Raw genomic sequence first — 17,292 nt, 5'->3', positions numbered from 1 at the left:
TTTAGACGATCCCGAACATGCTCATGGTGTTGTTCATTTGTGTCATGACGTTCTGCAACTGCGTGAATTGCTTCAGATAACGGTTGTAGGCCGTGTCATAACGGGTATTAATCTGGTCGGCTTTATCGGTCAGCTGGCTTTCTTTGCGATCCAGCGTGTCCTGACGCATTTTCAGCATCCCGTTGGTGTTGTTCAGATAGCCGTCCATCGCCTTATCCATGCCTTTGATCAGACCGTCGTTGCCGTTAAACAGCGCCGTCAGGCTGGCCGGATCTTCTGCCAGAGCATCTTTAAATTTGTCATTGTCGAGCGTCAGCTTGCCGTCTTTGTCTGCCGTGATGCCGAAATCGGTGATGCGCTTACCGTTAAATTCGGTACGTAGCATCGAATTCATCTGCTGGGACAGCGAACTGATCCCGGCATCACCGGCAAACGCGCCGCGTTCTTTACCGCCAGCGCCGCTTTGAGTCAGGGTATCGAGCTGTGTGCGCAGGTTGTTGTACGCATCGATAAACGACTGAACCTGCGCCGTGGTTTCGGTCTGGTCAGTGCCGATACGCAGTTGCAACGGCGTCTCTCCGGCTTTTTGTTCAGCCGTCACTTCCAGCGTGACGCCCTGAATCAGCTCGCTGAACGTGTTGCTGCTGCTGCGCATTTCCGGGCCGTTCTCGTTGCCCATGCGCACAATCGCGTCTTTCGCTTCAGTCATGACACTTTGCTGCAACGCATCTGCGCCGGTACCGGTAATACCGCTGGTATCAAGCGTGACCGCATTTTTCTCGCCGGTTTCGTTACTGCTCAGCAGCAACGTGACTTTCCCTTCAGAGCGCATCAGTGACGCCGTCACGCCGGGGTTGTCATCGCTGCCGTTGATGGCGCTGGCCAGTTCGCCCAGCGTGCTGACGGAATCCATATCCACTGACAGCGTTTCGCCATTGATGGTGATATCCATCATGCCGCTGGCGTTTTTCACTTCGTCATCGCTCAGGTTTTCAAACGCGGTCTGGCTCGACGACGCCGTCTGCTGAACAAAGATGTTGTAGGAACCTTTCGACGCGCTGGAATTGGCCGTCGCCGTCAGATAGCCCTCTTTGCTCACCGTCGCGCTGTTTTTCAACATGCCGCTGTCGGCTTTGTTCATCGCCGTCAGCGCCGTGCGGAAATCGGTCATGGCAGATTTCAGGGCGGACAGCGCCGCCTGCTGAGTTTTCAGCGTGCCCTGCTGGGTTTTCAGGGCGGACTGCAACGCCATGACGTCGTACTGCGCCATCTGCTGCGCCATGGTTTGTGGGTCCAGACTTAATAAATCGCTCATCATTCACCTCATTGAGTTAAACGTTTTAGCAAAAGGCATGCCAACTTTTAATTCATTGTTTTTGCTGTAATTTTTTATTTGATGGGAAGGGAAACTTCCGCCCCGCTCCCCGCAGGCGGAAGGGAAAAGCGTCGCCTGCATTTTCCGTACGGCTGATAGCAAAACACCGCCTTTCAGCGGTGTTTTGTTGGTGCGGGAGAAGCAGGATTAGCCCAGCAGGGACATCACCATACCGCTCATGCTGTTGGACTGTTTCAGCATGGACATACTGGTTTGCGCCAGCATCTGGTTGCGGGTCATGGAAGATGCTTCGGAAGCGAAGTCAGCATCCTGGATGTTGCCCAGCGCCAGATTAGTGTTGTCCTGCATGTTTGCCAGGTTCGCCGCGGTGTGACCCAGACGGTTGATGTTGGCACCCAGGCTTGAACGCATGCTGCCCACGGTATCCAGTGCATCCTGAATCTGGGTGATAGCCGCGTTGCTGCCTGAAGCCGTCGCATTCAGGGTCAGACCGGAAACGGTAGTCATTGCGCCGCTGACCGCAGTCAGGGAAGTTTTCAGATCCAGTTTCAGGGTTTCGCCGGAGCTTGAACCGATCTGGAAGCTCATAGAATTGGACAGTTTGCCGCTTGCGCTCAGCAGTTTTTCGCCGCCGTAAGAGGTGTTGCTCATGATGTTGTCCAGTTCTTTATTCAGCTCGCTGTACTCAGCCTGCAGTGAATCACGGTCTTTCTGGGTGTTCGTGTCATTCGCAGACTGTGTTGCCAGGTCTTTCATACGATAAAGGATGTTAGTCACTTCATCGAAAGAACCTTCAGCCGTTTGCAGCATCGCGGTAGCATCAGAAATGTTGCGCTTCGCCACCGTCATACCGTTTGATTGCCCTTGCAGACGGGTCGCGATTTGCAGGCCAGCTGCGTCATCTGCCGCAGAGTTGATACGCTTACCGGTACCCAGACGTTCCATTGCGGTGCTCAGCATGCTGTTGGATTTGTTCAGGGCGTTGGTGGAAGCCATGGATGAAGCACTGGTGAAAATAGATAAAGACATGGGTCATCTCCTTGGTAGTCAATCTTGTGAGCCTGTCCATCAGACTCATTCGCTAGTACCAGTGATAAACGACACCTGTATTTCAGTAATTAAATCGAAAATGAAAAAAAAGTGATTTTTTATTTTTGGGGGGACGTAAATATATTCCTTCTTTATACAAAGACACTGCCACTGTTTAATTAACCCGAAGGGGTTATAAGCGACACAATACGTCGGTTTCTTAACACCATGAGAAAATATTATTACCCGACTGAAATGATTCTTGTTTACCCCATAGCAAGAACATTCCGAAGTTTGGCAAGTTCCGGGAAACCGGCCGGATGTGAAAATAATCACATCAGTTGTTGCGATTATTTAACTATTATTAAAACCATAAATCACAATAAATACATGCAGATAAATATTAACCCTGCAAGTTGAAGTACTACTTATCTGAAAAATATTGATCTGAACCAGTGTTCTCATAAGCCAAACAAGTAAGAATGCGCACACGCCAAACAGAGAAAAATCCGATTAAAATTACGATATGCGGGTTAATCAGTGTTTATTGTTATGTCAGCCGGTTAATCTGCAATTTTATTAACCTGCTATTTTCCGGATATTATCGGGTTAGAAATCAAGACAATTGAGTGATATGGAACCTTCCGAATGCACCATTAACCACTGGCGGCTGGATATAGCGTCTGCATCCCTGATCCATCAGATTACGGGAGAGCAACGCCGCCTGGGTGAATATCAGTTAAGATTATTAACCGTTTTTATCGAGCACGCCGGCGAAATACTTTCGCGCGATCAGCTGACGCAATGGGTTTGGGCACGCCGGATTATTGGTAATAACTCACTGCCCAATGCGGTTCATGCCCTGCGCGTTGCGCTGGAAGATGACGGTAAACAGCAACGCATCATCAAAACGATCCCGCGAAAGGGCTACATTCTCGAAGCAGAATTTTGTCAGCCACTGGAAAAAGCGCCTGAGCCCCTGCCGGTTGTGGCTGAAAAACCTCAGGCAGAACCAGAAATCACACCAGAACGTGTACCGGAAAGGGAAGAAATACCGGTGCCGGTGGAGCGGGCGATTCCAGTGACAAAAGCGCGGGCGACCGCTTCTAAGTGGCAGAAAACCGGCATGATTATTCTGATCACCGCGCTGACGACGCTGCTGCTTGGCTGGGGATGGAAAACCTGGCTGATGAAAGAGGATGATGCGGTGGTGATGCGCAGCATTGAGGAGAATGTTTACAGCAATATCCGGATTTTCGAACTGGCGGACAGCCAGGCGTTTGAAGAATCGAAGGACGACCTGCATTTCCGCCTGAAAAACACGCTGTACCGGATTAACCAGACGCTGAAAGGCCGCAGCATCCATATGCAGATTTATTATCACCTGTCCGAAATGGTGCTCAATTACACCATTGTGCTGAGCAACAGTTGTGGAAAACGCCAGCTGGCGATGAATGTTTACCAGTGGCGGCTCAACGCAGACCAGCTGAACTCCCTGATCTATCGTGAAACGGAACGAAAATTAAATGAAATGGATGTTTGCGCTAGCTAGTGCGCTGATGGTTTCGCTTCTGGCGATGTGGATGGTCACGCATGCACGCGAAAACGGAACCCGGCCTTCGGAGCTGGTTTTTAATCGCAAGGATTTTCAAAATCAAAACTTGCAGCTGGGCTATTACGATCTGCTGGCAGAGAGAAGAGAGCTGTACGATCCGCATTTTGAGAACCGCAGCGGCACCCTGCTGATGACGCTGACCAGCCCCGATGACAATCATTTTGTGGCCAAAGGAAAGCTGATTAAACGCGAAGATGTGCGAAAGGGAATGGCATTCAACTATCAGCCCATTTTCAACTCTAATCCGGGCGGCGGGCTGATTGTGAATAACTCGCTGAAGTATATGACGACAAATGTGGTTTCCGTTACCACGCTGAAAAACGACAACACCGAACTGCTGATTGCCCACAACGGGCTGATCCTGTACAGCGAATAACGCCTGAATAATCAGGCGTTTTTCACCGCCGATAACACATTTCTCACCGTCAGCGCATGCACATTTGCCTGCGCGCCGACCGCCGTGGCAAGCGCCGCATACGTTTCAGAGGATGCATTGAGCTGCGAACCCAGACGCGCGGCGATCTTTTCCGCGCTGCCCTTTGGCGCATAGGTCGCCATGCTGTCAATGCGCTGGCGCACTGAGGCTTTGCTGGTTTTCAGCTGTGAACGCTGGCGGGTGATTTCTTCCAGCGAATTCTGCAATTGTGGCAGATAGTTGCCCGCTCTGGCCGGTTCAGCAACGACTGCCGCGACCACATCCTCCAGCGACATTTCTGCCTGCGGGCGCAGCGGAACAAACTGCCCCTGAGGAAAACGCTCCCCTTCCCCCTGCACGCTCAGATGCTGACTGACGCGCGACCATTGCGATTCTTCGACGCGAAACTGCACCTGTTGCTGACGCGTGGTGGCATGAATGCCCCACTGCCCGAGCGCCTGATTCAGCCGCAGCACCGAATTATTGCTGCTGGCATCCTGACCCAGCGACACCGCACTCAGCTCACGGCGATTGCCTGCAAGCGAGAACATCAGCGTTTCGCTGTTGCCGCTGTTCACCAGCGCGTCGCTGTTACGCAGCCCGAAATTCACCTGCGCTTTGCCTGTCAGTGAAACCTGCATATTCCGGTCAACGGTTCCGGCGGAAAGAGACTGACGATCACCCAGGACTTTTTTCAGCGACATTGCCTGCGCCTGGATTTCACCGCTGCCTGCCCGACCTGAAACGCTGTGGCAAAGTTTAAGTAACTGCTTTTCCGTGGTTTGCAGGAAATGTTCCGCCTGCTGGACGGAAGTCAGCTGGTCATTGAGCTGAACGTTGTAACGCAGAGGCTGCGAAGACAAACGTGGCGCATCGGGAAAGGCGTTCTGACGCGCCGTCTGCGGCGTCTGGTTGATCAGCGCAGACGCGCTGACAGGCCGCGCCGGCCCCGCAGCACCGCCCGAAAGCGGTGACGGAGTCATAGTGAGAAGAGAAGAAGACTGGCGTTCTACCTGCATAATTTCAGTTCAGTTTGCGGTTTAAATGGCATTGAAAAGTGAAAGCTGTGAGAGCTGCGCGTAAACCTTATTGGCGGCCTGCGACGAGGCGTAGATCATATTGAAATCCACATACGCCTGCGCGGTGTCGGTATCCGATAATTCGCGGATCACCCCTTCGTTCGCCGTTTTGATGTCAGTGTGCGCATCATCGAGCAGCGTAAGACGGTTCTGGCGGCCACCCAAATCGGTGAACAAACCGGAAACCGCGTCGGAGGTGGTTTTCACATCGCCCAGTAAAGCGTTCAGTTCATCCTGATAGCTCTCCGGTGAACTCGCCGGATCCTGCATTTTCTTGCTGATATCGTTGAGTTTATTGAGCAACGCCAGCGGATCGCTGCCGTCCCCAAACGTCTGCGCCAGCGCGGTGTTTTCCACAATATCGACACCATTGGCGACGGTGGTGCTGCGCGTACCTTCGTTCCCCTGATACACATATTTGCCGCTGACCTCGTCGTAGATTACCGGCGGCTGGTCATTTTTGGTGCCGGCAAACAGGTAACGGCCATCTTCGTTACGGGCGTTGAGCGTGGCGAGCAGGTTATTGACCATACTATCCACTTTCTGCCCGAAACCTTCCATATCTGCCTGAGAATGAACGCCGTTGGCGGCGGAAAGCAGCGTGTCCTGCACTTCCTGTAACTGGTCGCTGACCGCTTTGACGTGCGCTTCCTGCACCGACAAACTGCCGGAAAGACGGCTGATATTGCTCTGGTACTGGTTGATGGCCGACTGTTCGCGGTTCATCTGAACCAGACGGGTGCTGGCGATCGGATCATCCGATGGCACGCCGATTTTGGTTTGCGTGGCCATTTGCGTCACCAGTTTGCTCATCTGGCTGCCGTTGGTATTCAGGTTTTGCAGCATGGTATTGGCCATGACCTGATTGGTAATTCGCATGATTTATCCCTCCCGGAGATATCAGAACAGCGCCAGCAGATCGGTGAAAATCTGATTGCCGGTGGAAATAACTTTCAGGTTCGCGTTGTATGCCTGCGTGTATTGCATCAGGTTCATCGCCTCTTCTTCCTGACTGACGCCGCTGATCGACGCCCACTGGTTTTGCGTCTGGTTGAGCAAGGTGTTGGCGGCGGTCATCTCAGTTTGGTTCTGACGGCTGGTAATACCGATTTTGCTGATAATGCTGGCCGCCCCTTCGCTCAGGCTCATTTCGCCCATGCCGGGAATGGTCACTTTCTGGTTTTTAATGTCGATCAGGGCCTTCAGGTTATCGCCGTTGCCCGGTTCATCGTCCGCGCCAGACAGCGCCAGTTCACGCCAGTCGAGATCGTTAACCTGCAATATTCCGGCAGGATTCGACGGATCAAAGCTGAACAGCGGTTTGCCCGGATTGCCGTCAAGGTCAAAACCGGCGGCCAGCTGGTCGTTAAACGCATTCGCCAGCGCTTGCGCCATGCCATTGACCGACGCCTGCATTTCCGCCAGCGTGCCTGTTTCATAGTCATACAGCGCGCCAAGCTGGCCGCCGCAGGACATTGATGCCGGAAAAGTGGTGCCCGCAAAAGAGAGCGCCAGCTGCGGATTGCCTTCATCGTCCACCGACATCGCCAGCGAACCGGAAGAACGTCCGCTCACCAGCGGCTGACCGGAGCTGAGCGTGACACTGTAACTGCCGTCGCCGCTTTCCGTCACGCGCACATCCGCCAGCCCGCTCAGCTCGCGCACCAGTTCGTCACGCTGATCGCGCAGAACGCTGGTACTGCCGCCGGTGGATTCCAGCTCCATGATTTTCTGGTTGTAATCGGCGATATTGCCGCTCAGCGTATTAATGCTGTCGAGCGTGGTTTTCTGCTGATTGTGCAGATCTGAACGCTGCTTATTCATGAAATCATTGGTGTTGTTAAAGCGTGTCGCCAGCGAGTTTGCTTCGGTGATCATCTGCTGGCGCAGCGCGGAGCTGTCAGGCTGCGTTGTTCCTTCGCTCAGCGCGGCAAAAAACGTATCCAGCCCGTTGCCCAGACTGGTGCTCGACGTTCCGAGCAGCGTTTCCAGCCCGCTAAGGTATTGCTGAGACATGCCGTAGTAGCCGCTGCTGCTGGTCGCGCGCCACACCTGTCCGGTGACAAACTGATCGTTCACCCGGCGGATGGCCGTCGTTTCGACGCCATTTCCCGGCGTCATGCCCGCGTTTCCCATCGGGCCGATGGCGCTCAGTTCAACACGCTGGCGGCTGTAGCCCGGCGTAAACGCATTCGCGGTGTTCATCGCCGTGGCATTGAGCTGTGCCTGCGCGGCCTGCGAGCCGCTAAAGCCAATGTTGATCATGTTCATAGGGGGTTCCTGCGCATTACGTTATCTCTCCTTGTAAAACGACTCAGTCGCGACATTTCTTAATCAGCCGCCCGACTTTTTATCCACCTGCGGCGACAGTTGCTGAATGAGCAGACTGGCAATACCGGTGCTGCGCTGGCTGGCAAGATTCTGCGCCAGTGCGTCGTCGTAGAAATCCCGCATATTGCGCGATTCCTTGCTGCTGAACATGCCGTCTTCGCCCGACAGCACGTCGGTGCTTTTACGCATGGACGCCAGCATGTTGCGTAAAAACAGCGCTTCAAACTGTTCAGCCGCCTGCTCCAGCCCCTGCGGGCGCGGAGTGCCGGTAAAATCCGGTGAAACAGTGCGTGGTCCGGTTGCATTAATCATCTGACTTTCCATGGTTAAATCACGACAAGCTCACCATCGAGCGCACCGGCTTCATGCAGCGCCTGCAAGATAGCCATCGTGTCATCCGGTGATGCGCCCAGACTGTTGATGGTATTGACGATCGTCCGCAGGCTGGTGCCCGCCGGAACCGTCACCATTTGCGCTGCGCCCTGACTGACGCGCACGTCGCTTTCCGGTGTGACCACGGTCTGACCGCCGCCAAACGGATTAGGCTGACTGACATTGCGGCTTTCGCGAATACTGACCGTCAGGTTGCCGTGCGATACCGCCGCTGCACGAACTACCACGCCTTCGCCTATCACTACCGTGCCGGTGCGGGCGTTGAAGACCACGCGCGGCGAGACTTTTCCGGCGTTGATCTGCACGTCTTCCAGCATCGACATAAACGCTACGCGCGCCCCGGCGTCCTGTGGCGCCTTGACGGCCACGTTGGTGGCGCTTTGCGCGGTGGCGGTATTGCTGCCAAACGCCTGATTCAGCGCCACGGCAATGTTATTGGCGGTTTTAAACCCCGGACGCTTCAGGTTCAGCATCACGATATTGTTCTGCTGAAAATCGCTCGGAATTTCCCGCTCGATGCTCGCACCGTTCGGCACCCGCCCCACGGTCGGCGTATTAATGGTGACGCTTGAACCGCTGTCACCTTCGGCTTTGATGCCGCCCACCACCACGTTGCCCTGCGCCAGCGCGTACACTTCGCCGTCGGCACCGTGAAGCTGGGTCAGCAGCAATGTGCCGCCGCGCAGGCTTTTCGCGTCGCCCATCGAAGACACGGTGACGTCGACGGTTTGCCCGCGTGCGTACATCGGCGGCAGGGTGGCGCTGATCGCCACGGCGGCGACGTTCTTCACTTTCGGATCGATTTTCGCCGGAAGCTGCACGCCAAACTGGCGCAACATGTTGGTCACGGACTGGCTGGTGAATTTCACCTGATTCCGGTCACCGGTGCCGTCGAGGCCAACCACGATGCTGTAACCGATCAGCTGGTTACCGCGCACGCCCTGAATATCTACCAGCGAACCGAGCGGTTGCGCTATGACCGCCGGAGCGGTCAGCATCCCGGTCAGCAGCGTCATCACCAGCGCGACAACGGACATTGTGATCTTGTGTCCCATCTTTAACTCCTGCATCAGATTGGGAATAACGGGTGGTTGAAGATTCTGGTCAGCCAGCCCGCCGTGTTGGCGTCGCTTAATGCGCCACGCCCTGAATAGGAAATCCGCGCGTTCGCAATGCGCTGCGATGACACGCTGTTGTCGCGTTCGATATCTTCGGAACGCACCATGCCGGTCACGCGCATGTATTCATCGCCCTGATTGAGCGTCAGCCATTTCTCGCCTTTGATAATCAGCACGCCGTTAGGCTGAACCTGATGGACAGCGACCGTGATCGCGCCGCGCAGCATGTTTTGTTGCTGAGACGTGGCGTTACCGTTGAAGTTACGGTCGCCCGATACCGAGCCACTCAGTTTGTCGTAGGTTTTACCAAAGACCGTCGGCGCGCCCAGTTCGACGTCATTACGTTTGCCGAAATTGGTTTTCGCCTGTTTGCTCGACTGGGTCGATTCTTCCAGCCTGACGGTCAGAATGTCACCCACGCGGTAAGCGCGACGGTCGGGCGTCAGCGCCCAGTTATAGTTTGTCTGATATAAACCGCCGCCGCTGACCTGCGGTGCCGGTTGCACCAGATTTTCCGGCGGTGCATAGGCCGCGTCGTCTTTCTGCGCTATCCAGGTCGGGCTTTCACAGCCGCTGAGCAGCAGGACGGCGACGAATATGAGCCCTGATTTCATTACGTGATCCTTCCAAATATTGTGAATGAACAGGCTTTCCCCCCATCGCGGGGGGAAAGTCAAAACTACAGTTGCTGGCTGATGAATTTCAGCATGTCGTCGGCGGCAGAAATCATCTTGGCGTTCATTTCGTAAGCGCGCTGAACGGTGATCATTTCCACCATTTCTTCCACCACCTGCACGTTCGATCCTTCCAGCGATCCCTGTTCCAGCTGGCCGAGCGCATCTTCGCCCGGCACGCCTTCTACCGCTTCGCCGCTGGCAGCCGTTTCGCGGTAGAGATTACCGCCCGTGGCTTCCAGACCGGCCGGATTGACGAAGTTCACCAGCGTAATCTGGCCGACTTCCACCGGATCGGTTTCCCCGGCGACCGTCGCTGACACCGTGCCGTCCTTGCCGATGGTCAGGCTTTTGGTCTGATCTGGCAGTTCAATCTGCGGTACCAGCGGCAGACCTTGTGCATTGGTGAGCGTGCCGTCGTTGTTGATTTTCAGGTTGCCCGCGCGGGTATAAGCGATATCGCCGTCCGGCGTTTCCACCTGCAAAAAACCCTGTCCGGTGATGGCGACGTCCAGTTCCTGCGAGGTCACCTGAATGTTGCCGGTGGTGAACTCTTTCTGCGTACCGAGGATTTTCACCCCGCTGCCGAACTGAATGCCGGTAGGCGTCATATTATTCTGATCAAGCTGCGTGCCCGGCGCGCGCACGTTCTGATAGAACAAATCCTCAAACACCACGCGATCCCGTTTAAAACCTGTGGTATTGACGTTCGCCAGGTTGTTGGAAATGGCACTCATTTTGGCGTCCTGCGCCGCCAGACCGGTTTTACTGATCCACAAAGCTGGGTTCATTAACGTTCCTTATTAACTGCCACGGATCAGACGGTTACCCGCCTGTGCCAGAGTTTCTGCGGCTTTCATCATTTTGATCTGCGCCTCGAACTGACGGTTCAGGGAAACGGTGGACACCATTTCGGTGATTGCCGAAACGTTGCTGGTTTCCAGATGCTGACCGGCCACCTGCACGGCTTCCGCACGCGGTTCAGTTGCGCGGTTGGAAACCAGAAGGCCATCTTTGTTTTTACGCAGACGGTTCGCCGGAACGTCCACCAGCTTGATGCGGTCAACGTCCTGCGAAGCCATGAAATCGCCGTTATCCGGGATAATCGTGATGGTGCCATCCTGACCAATTGCCATCGACGAAAACGGTGGCAGCTGGATCGGGCCCGCGTCACCGAGCACGGCGAGGCCGTTGATGGTCAGATTCCCGTCGGTGTCCACGTCGATATGCCCGTTACGGGTATAGGCTTCGCGGCGACCATTTTGCAGGGCAATCAGGCCATCACCTTTAATGCCAATATCCAGCTGACGTCCGGTTTCCTTGAGCGCGCCGGGGTTCATGTCCACGCCGCCGTTTTGGGAATTCACCATGTACCGGCTGTTGTAACCATACCCGTTAACCTGCTGGCTTCCGGCCCGCTCCAGATCGGCGCGGAAACCTTCGGTGTTCGCATTCGCCAGATTGTTGGCATGAATGGTTTGCTGCGTCAGGCTGCGGGTCGCGCCGCTGACGGCGGTATAAATCAGGTGATCCATGACTCTTCCCTTACAGCGCCTGGAACAGCGCGTTCATCATGCTGTCGTTGGTAGAGATCACTTTGGTGTTCGCCTGATAGTTACGCTGCGCGGTCATCAGCCCGACCAGTTCGTTGGTTAAGTCCACGTTGGAACCTTCCAGCGCGCCGGATTTGATGGTGCCGTTCAGACCCGCACCGGCCGCCGCCAGCAGCGCAGTGCCGGATTCGCTGGTTGAGGTCCAGGCGGTACCGGAAGTTGATGCCAGCCCGTTAGGGTTGCTGAAACTCGCCAGGACTAACTGCCCCTGCAACATACGCTGGCCGTTGCTGTAGGTGGCATAAACCGAACCGTCGGCGTCAATCTGCTCGCCGGTTTTCTCACCTGCGGAATAGCCGGTGGCTTTGTTTTTGGAAACCGAGAACTCGGAGCCGTACTGGCTGGTACCGCTGTAATCGAGATCGATAGAAAGGCCCGCCGCGCCGCCGATGTCGGCTTGCAGATTCACTTTGTCCGAAGGTGCCTGCAAAACGCCCTGCTCGGTGAAAGTCATTTCAGTCGGTGCGCCACCGTTAAGCGGCTCGCCGTCCATGTAGTAATAAGCTTCCCAGGTGTTGTCGTCTTTTTTGACGAAATACTGTGACAGGCTGTGCTCGCGGCCCAGTGAGTCGTAAACCTGCGTGGTGTAAGTGTTGTTGTAAGATTTCGCGTCGGCCGGGTCGAACACATCGCGTTCCGGTTTTTCAGCACGCGCGTCAAGGTTGGCGGCAAAATCCAGCTGATCGGTGGCTTTCGCCGGAATCGAACCGCTCTTCACCTGCAGGTCAGTCACCGTTCCCACCTGCAATACGCCGTTGGCATCTACCGGATAACCCTGAAGTTTCATCCCGTTCTGATTCAGATAGCCGTTGGTATCAGTAGTCATGTAACCGGCGCGGGAGTACGTGGTGTTGCCATCGCTGTCGCGCATAACAAAGAAACCGTTGCCGGAAATCGCCAGATCCAGATTGCTGGCAGATGCCTGAATGCTGCCGCCGCGGGTAATGCTTTGTGAAACCTTGCTGACGTTCACGCCCATTGCCTGAGAATCGGCATACATCGCAGAAAATTCGGCGCGCATGGATTTGTAGCCAATAGTGCCGGAGTTCGCGATGTTGTTACTGATCGAGTTCAGCTGTTCGGTAATGGCGTTCAGGCCGGTCGTTGCAATGTTAAAACTCATTTCGCTTTATTCCTTTAAGCTGTTGCGGAGGCAGAAGGCTTACCGCCAAACTGACTGACTTTGTAATAAGGGACTTCACCGAGCCCCGGAATATTCAGGAGTGCCGCGCCGCCTTCCAGCGGGATACGGACGTTATTGACCGTGCCGGCAATCTCAATCGGTACCGTTTGTTCGCCGGTATCGGTCACCACCGATAACGTATATTTGCCGGGTTCCAGCCCCAGTTCTTCAGGATCGATAGTGAAATCCACCTGCCCGGCATCCTGCGCGCCGAGATCGATAGTTTTCTCCACGCCCGCAGAATCTTTCACCGTCACCGTGACATTGGTCGCGGCGTGGCCCAGCGTCAGACGGCCATCAATGGCCTGTTCACCCATTTCAATGCTGTCGCTCTGAACCATGACCGTCTGACCCACCAGACCTGCGGTAGTCAGCACCTGAATGTTGTCTATTAAGGTGGCGTTCTGATTCATCAGCGCCGACATGTTTTCCATCGACTGCACCTGAGACATCTGCGCCAGCTGGCTGACATACTCGGTGCCGTCGGTCGGATTCAGCGGATCCTGATTTTGAATCTGCGCGACCAGCAATGTCAGAAACAGGCTGCTCATATCCCCGGCGCTGCTGTTCGCACTGACGTTGTCATTGCTGTAGGTACTGGCGTTACTTTGAATTCCACTGACGCTCATACTTATCCCTCACCTAATTTCAGAAGGCTCTGCTGCATACTTTTGACGCTGTTGAGCACTTCGACATTGGTTTCAAAATTACGCGACGCCGACATCATGTCGGCCATTTCTTCCACCACATTCACATCCGGGTAGAACACGTTGCCCTGCGCGTTGGCCATCGGATTGCCCGGTTCATGACGCATCACCGCGCCGCCGGTTTCCACCACGTCCAAAACCTGAACGCGCGCGCCACTCATCGCCCGGTTGCCAATCAGTTCACTGTTCTGATACACCGCCGCAAACACCGGACGACGTGCCTTGTAGGTGGCGGCCTCCGTTGCTGCCGGCGATTCCGCATTCGCCAGGTTGCTGGCAATGGTATTAAGGCGCACGGTTTGCGCCGTCATTGCCGACCCTGATACCCGGTAGATATCGCTAAATGACATTTATTACTTCCCTTCGATCGCTTTTTTCAGGCCGGTAATTTTCGAATTCAGAAAAGCCAGACTGGTCTGGTAGTCCAGTGTATTTTTCGAAAACTCGGCTTGTTCCACATCCAGCGCGACGGTATTTCCGTCCCTGGAGGGTTGATTTGGCACGCGATATTTCACCTGCTGTGTGTCCGCGAAGCCGCTCTGCGCAATGCTTTTTGACTGCATTTGCGCAACTGACCGTTGCATCTCACGGGCAAAATCAATATCTTTAGCCTGGAAATTCGGGGTATCCACGTTGGCAAGGTTTGCCGACAGCAGCTCAGCCCTCGCAAGACGAAGCTGCACCGCGGCAGGATGAACACCTAATGCCTTGTCAAAACTAATCCCCATGATTTCCTCCTCAATGCTCTCATCGATACACGCGCATTAAGCAAATGGCGTGCCAGTTTTTTAACTTACTGAATTCGATGAGGTATCTATGTTTTTCCCCGGAATTAAGCGGAAGGAAGTTTTCCGCCTCAGCGGTCTTTTCCTGCTGTGTATTGCCGCCCTTCCGCCTGCCCTGGCTAACCCCAATGCCAGCGCCGCCAAAGGCACGGCCCGCAAGCAGATTTACCAGCAGGCCGTCACGGCGGCGACTGCAGATATCAGCCGCGTCGCGGGTCAGAAAAACTGGAAGGATTTTCAGTCGAAACTGAACGTGTTTGTGCCGGCAGAAGTCAGCCGTTTTCAGCCCTGCGCCCTGCCCCTGACAGTTGCGATGCCGCAGGGTGACCGGCTGGATCTCGCCCGTCTGCGCTACGATATCCGCTGTCCTGCCGCCAATGGCTGGGAGATCACCGTGACCGTTAAACCGGATATTTATGTGCCGGTGGTGGTCGCCAAAAATACGCTTGAGCGCGGCAACAAAGTCGGCCCGAACGATATCGAAATGAAAAAGCGCAACATCAGCAGCAGCCGTAACGGTTACCTGACGGATCCGGATGACGCGGTCGGGCTGACGGTGAAAAAACGCATTCGCGACATGCAGGTGATTGTTCCCTCACAGCTCGAAAGCGAACTGCTGGTTAACCGTGGGCAAAAAGTCATCATGATTGCGGAACAGGATGGCGTGGAGGCCCGCATGACGGGTGAGGCGATGAAAAATGGCCGCAAGGGAGACATGGTGAAAGTGAAGAACCTGAGCAGCAAAAAAACCGTAACGGCGGTGGTGGACGGCATGGGTGTAGTGCGGATGTTGTACGCGCCCGGCCAGTCATAACCGGCGGCCTACAAAAAAGTGAAAATTTCCGCCGCGGAATTTAAGTTTCCGCCTGGCGGTGTCGCTTCTTTCTGGTAACCGGCTTATGCCCTGTCAGAACAGGCCCGGAAAACATCGCACAGCATCGAGGTTCCTATGAAAATTAACGCCACTCAGCACACCGCCGCCACTGCGCCACTGCAAACGACGAAGGAAACGCGCAATGAAGCAGCGACCTCCGGCAAAAAAGCAGCACAGCCGCAGAATGTGCCTGAAACCCGCGACAGCATGATGATCAATGACGCGAAAACCCAGCTGCACGCGATGCCGGACGTGGACATGGAAAGAGTCAGCGCGCTCAAGGCAGCCATCAGCCAGGGGAAACTTCAGGTGAACTGCGACGAACTGGCGCAGTCCATGCGGGATTTCTTCCGCTCTTAAAAATCAGAGTTTTGAAAACCAGAGTTTTGAAAATCATTCATGAACAGTGAAAGTCACAACGGCCAGACCGACAAGAGCGTGTTAATCAGAGATCTGCTGGCCGGGATCGGCCACGACCACGCACGTTATCAGCAACTCAGCGGTTTGCTGGAAGAACAGCGCGACGCCATGATCGCCTGCCAGGCCGACACCGTCACGGCGGTCAACGAGGCACTGATGGTCTGTTATCAGGCGCTGAATCAGTCCGCCAGCCAGCGCTATCGCTGCCTGAAAACGCTGAGGCTTCCTGCCGATGCACGCGGCGTAGATTTCCTTTTTTCACGTCTGCCGGAAAGTCTCGCCGGCCAGACACGCGGGCAATGGAAAGCGCTGCAACAGCAGGCGCAGGCATGCCAGGCGTTGAATGAACGCAACGGATTGCTGCTGACCATGCAGCAGGAAATCATGCAGCCGCTGGTGAAAACCGGTCAGGCTGATTTCCTGTATTCCCGCTAACAGGCGGCGAAAAATGACGATCACACGTAAACCTGTCGGCTTTTATATGGAAACCTCATTTCACTTTGAGGTGTACAAAAACATTATTGCCGCCCTGCAGGCACAAAATATCCCCTGCGCGCTGGTGATCAGCGACGTCATTGAAGCGACTTTTGTCAGTGAAATGGTCGGCTATTTGCAAAAACTGCAACGCACCGATTTACCTTTGCTGCGCGTCTCGGTTCTGACCGGAAAACCGTCACAACTTTCCTGCCTCGTCAGCCCGTATTACACGCCACTGCTTAATAACCTTGCGCCGCTGAATGTCCGGGCACTTTACGGTCTGGCGAAAGACCGCTGGGGACACGCATGGTGGAATGCGTTTTATGACTGCGTGCTGTGTTATGCAGAACACACACGTCAGCGCATCGATATAGGTGGCAACGCGGTGGTGGTCGGTAATCCGCGTTTTGATGACTGGCATAACGCGAAATATGACCGGTCTCTGGCAGAAATGCTCAACCGTCGCAAAAATCGCCCGACCTTGTTATATGCACCCACCTTTGGCGAATTATCTTCGCTGCCGCACTGGGCGGAATCGCTCAATGCGCTGCAAAACGACGTCACCCTGCTGGTGAAACTTCACCACGGCACGCTTATCCGCAACGAAGAGGCGCCTTCCCGCGCACTGGTGCAAAAATATTTTCGCAAAAATCTGGTCAGTCACGCGTCCACCTTCAGCCTGCTGGAAGCAGCAGATATTGTAATCACAGACAACAGCGGGTTTATTTTCGATGCAATTCATGCGGGCAAAAAGACCCTGCTGCTGGGGTGGAAAGGTCTCGGCCATTTACTTCACGACAACCGCACGTTGTCTGATGTTTACAGTACCGATCAGACCGTACGCGAATTCCTGCCGCAGGCCGCTTCGTTGCCGGAGTTGCGCCGTGCGCTCAGTGAAGAAACCCTCTGGCCGGAGCTGAGTGATTACCGCCGGAACGTCTGCGATGCATTTCAGGACGGCAATGCCGGAAAGCGTGCAGCAAACGAAATTATCCGTTTGCTGGATGATGCACAAAGACCCCAGCGTAATTTTCTTCTGCAAAGCCTGCGGGAACGGTTGTTCTGAAACCGTGCTCAGCCTGAAATCCCCTTCTTAACAGACGGGGATCTTCCCCTCCCTCTTCCAGTCTTGTGCACTTCCTTCCATAAATAAATGTCTCACTTCCCGGCTTTTCAAATCACCGTAATCCATTGCGCAACTTGTAAAAATTCTCTGAACTTAAGATTGTGATGCCCGATATTC

At 54.7% G+C, this 17,292-nt stretch carries 19 protein-coding genes and 1 pseudogene; 6 read left to right on the top strand and 14 right to left on the bottom strand.

Annotated elements, in window-relative coordinates; translation table 11 throughout:
- Position 1 precedes the first annotated feature (1 nt).
- A complete protein-coding gene (gene fliD, locus KWG64_RS19270) occupies positions 2-1,318 on the bottom strand; it encodes a flagellar filament capping protein FliD (protein WP_255562235.1) in 1,317 nt (438 codons plus the stop codon).
- A gap of 204 nt (positions 1,319-1,522) precedes the next feature.
- Positions 1,523-2,365 (bottom strand): flagellin, encoded by an 843-nt coding sequence (locus KWG64_RS19265; RefSeq protein ID WP_195813015.1) that lies wholly within the window; start codon positions 2,363-2,365, stop codon positions 1,523-1,525.
- Between the two features lie 634 nt (positions 2,366-2,999).
- Here KWG64_RS19265 and KWG64_RS19260 point away from each other — a divergent pair.
- Together KWG64_RS19260 and KWG64_RS19255 are read left to right on the top strand one after the other, a co-directional pair.
- Positions 3,000-3,917: a transcriptional regulator gene (locus KWG64_RS19260; RefSeq protein WP_218522835.1), complete on the top strand. Its 918-nt coding sequence runs from the start codon at positions 3,000-3,002 to the stop codon at positions 3,915-3,917.
- Positions 3,892-4,356: a hypothetical protein gene (locus tag KWG64_RS19255; RefSeq protein WP_218522834.1), complete on the top strand. Its 465-nt coding sequence runs from the start codon at positions 3,892-3,894 to the stop codon at positions 4,354-4,356. Before KWG64_RS19260 ends, KWG64_RS19255 begins: the two co-directional genes overlap by 26 nt.
- Positions 4,357-4,367: 11 nt before the next feature.
- Here the strand turns inward: KWG64_RS19255 and KWG64_RS19250 are convergent, their stop codons facing one another.
- The 12 genes from KWG64_RS19250 to flgB all read right to left on the bottom strand — a co-directional run bounded on the left by KWG64_RS19250 (position 4,368) and on the right by flgB (position 14,221).
- Positions 4,368-5,414: a hypothetical protein gene (locus KWG64_RS19250; RefSeq protein WP_218522833.1), complete on the bottom strand. Its 1,047-nt coding sequence runs from the start codon at positions 5,412-5,414 to the stop codon at positions 4,368-4,370.
- 21 nt (positions 5,415-5,435) lie between these two features.
- Complete coding sequence (flgL, locus tag KWG64_RS19245) at positions 5,436-6,353, bottom strand: flagellar hook-associated protein FlgL (protein ID WP_218522832.1); 918 nt, start codon at positions 6,351-6,353, stop codon at positions 5,436-5,438.
- A 21-nt stretch (positions 6,354-6,374) separates the two neighbouring features.
- The gene (gene flgK, locus KWG64_RS19240) at positions 6,375-7,745 is read right to left on the bottom strand and encodes a flagellar hook-associated protein FlgK (protein WP_218522831.1); all 1,371 of its coding nucleotides are present in this window, start codon (positions 7,743-7,745) and stop codon (positions 6,375-6,377) included.
- 63 nt (positions 7,746-7,808) lie between these two features.
- A complete protein-coding gene (locus tag KWG64_RS19235; RefSeq protein WP_218522830.1) occupies positions 7,809-8,117 on the bottom strand; it encodes a rod-binding protein in 309 nt (102 codons plus the stop codon).
- A gap of 14 nt (positions 8,118-8,131) precedes the next feature.
- Positions 8,132-9,214 (bottom strand): flagellar basal body P-ring protein FlgI, encoded by a 1,083-nt coding sequence (locus KWG64_RS19230; protein ID WP_255562247.1) that lies wholly within the window; start codon positions 9,212-9,214, stop codon positions 8,132-8,134.
- Between the two features lie 53 nt (positions 9,215-9,267).
- Complete coding sequence (gene flgH / locus KWG64_RS19225; protein WP_195813022.1) at positions 9,268-9,930, bottom strand: flagellar basal body L-ring protein FlgH; 663 nt, start codon at positions 9,928-9,930, stop codon at positions 9,268-9,270.
- A 65-nt stretch (positions 9,931-9,995) separates the two neighbouring features.
- On the bottom strand, positions 9,996-10,781 hold the full coding sequence (flgG, locus tag KWG64_RS19220; RefSeq protein ID WP_195813023.1) for a flagellar basal-body rod protein FlgG: 786 nt from the start codon (positions 10,779-10,781) through the stop codon (positions 9,996-9,998).
- A 12-nt stretch (positions 10,782-10,793) separates the two neighbouring features.
- Entirely contained in the window at positions 10,794-11,525 is a 732-nt protein-coding gene (locus KWG64_RS19215; protein ID WP_218522829.1) for a flagellar basal body rod protein FlgF, read from the bottom strand.
- Between the two features lie 10 nt (positions 11,526-11,535).
- Positions 11,536-12,726: a flagellar hook protein FlgE gene (gene flgE / locus KWG64_RS19210; RefSeq protein WP_218522828.1), complete on the bottom strand. Its 1,191-nt coding sequence runs from the start codon at positions 12,724-12,726 to the stop codon at positions 11,536-11,538.
- Positions 12,727-12,740: 14 nt separating this feature from the next.
- Positions 12,741-13,415, bottom strand: coding sequence for a flagellar hook assembly protein FlgD (gene flgD / locus KWG64_RS19205; RefSeq protein ID WP_195824342.1), 675 nt, complete (start codon positions 13,413-13,415; stop codon positions 12,741-12,743).
- A gap of 2 nt (positions 13,416-13,417) precedes the next feature.
- On the bottom strand, positions 13,418-13,843 hold the full coding sequence (flgC, locus tag KWG64_RS19200; protein WP_218522827.1) for a flagellar basal body rod protein FlgC: 426 nt from the start codon (positions 13,841-13,843) through the stop codon (positions 13,418-13,420).
- Between the two features lie 3 nt (positions 13,844-13,846).
- On the bottom strand, positions 13,847-14,221 hold the full coding sequence (gene flgB / locus KWG64_RS19195; protein WP_195813028.1) for a flagellar basal body rod protein FlgB: 375 nt from the start codon (positions 14,219-14,221) through the stop codon (positions 13,847-13,849).
- A 44-nt stretch (positions 14,222-14,265) separates the two neighbouring features.
- Here flgB and flgA point away from each other — a divergent pair.
- The 4 genes and pseudogenes from flgA (at position 14,266) to KWG64_RS19175 (ending at position 17,115) form a co-directional block, all read left to right on the top strand.
- Positions 14,266-15,092: pseudogene (gene flgA / locus KWG64_RS19190) on the top strand (flagellar basal body P-ring formation chaperone FlgA).
- 135 nt (positions 15,093-15,227) lie between these two features.
- A complete protein-coding gene (gene flgM / locus KWG64_RS19185) occupies positions 15,228-15,512 on the top strand; it encodes a flagellar biosynthesis anti-sigma factor FlgM (RefSeq protein ID WP_218522825.1) in 285 nt (94 codons plus the stop codon).
- Between the two features lie 39 nt (positions 15,513-15,551).
- Positions 15,552-16,007, top strand: a complete 456-nt coding sequence (flgN, locus tag KWG64_RS19180) for a flagellar export chaperone FlgN (protein WP_218522824.1) — start codon at positions 15,552-15,554, stop codon at positions 16,005-16,007.
- 13 nt (positions 16,008-16,020) lie between these two features.
- Positions 16,021-17,115: a CDP-glycerol glycerophosphotransferase family protein gene (locus KWG64_RS19175; RefSeq protein ID WP_218522823.1), complete on the top strand. Its 1,095-nt coding sequence runs from the start codon at positions 16,021-16,023 to the stop codon at positions 17,113-17,115.
- The last annotated feature ends 177 nt before the right edge of the window (positions 17,116-17,292 follow it).

Origin of the sequence: Rahnella sp. PD12R, from assembly GCF_019200965.1 — a bacterium.
GTDB classification, from domain to species: domain Bacteria; phylum Pseudomonadota; class Gammaproteobacteria; order Enterobacterales; family Enterobacteriaceae; genus Rahnella; species Rahnella laticis.
This window is presented reverse-complemented; position numbering and strand designations above follow the sequence as displayed.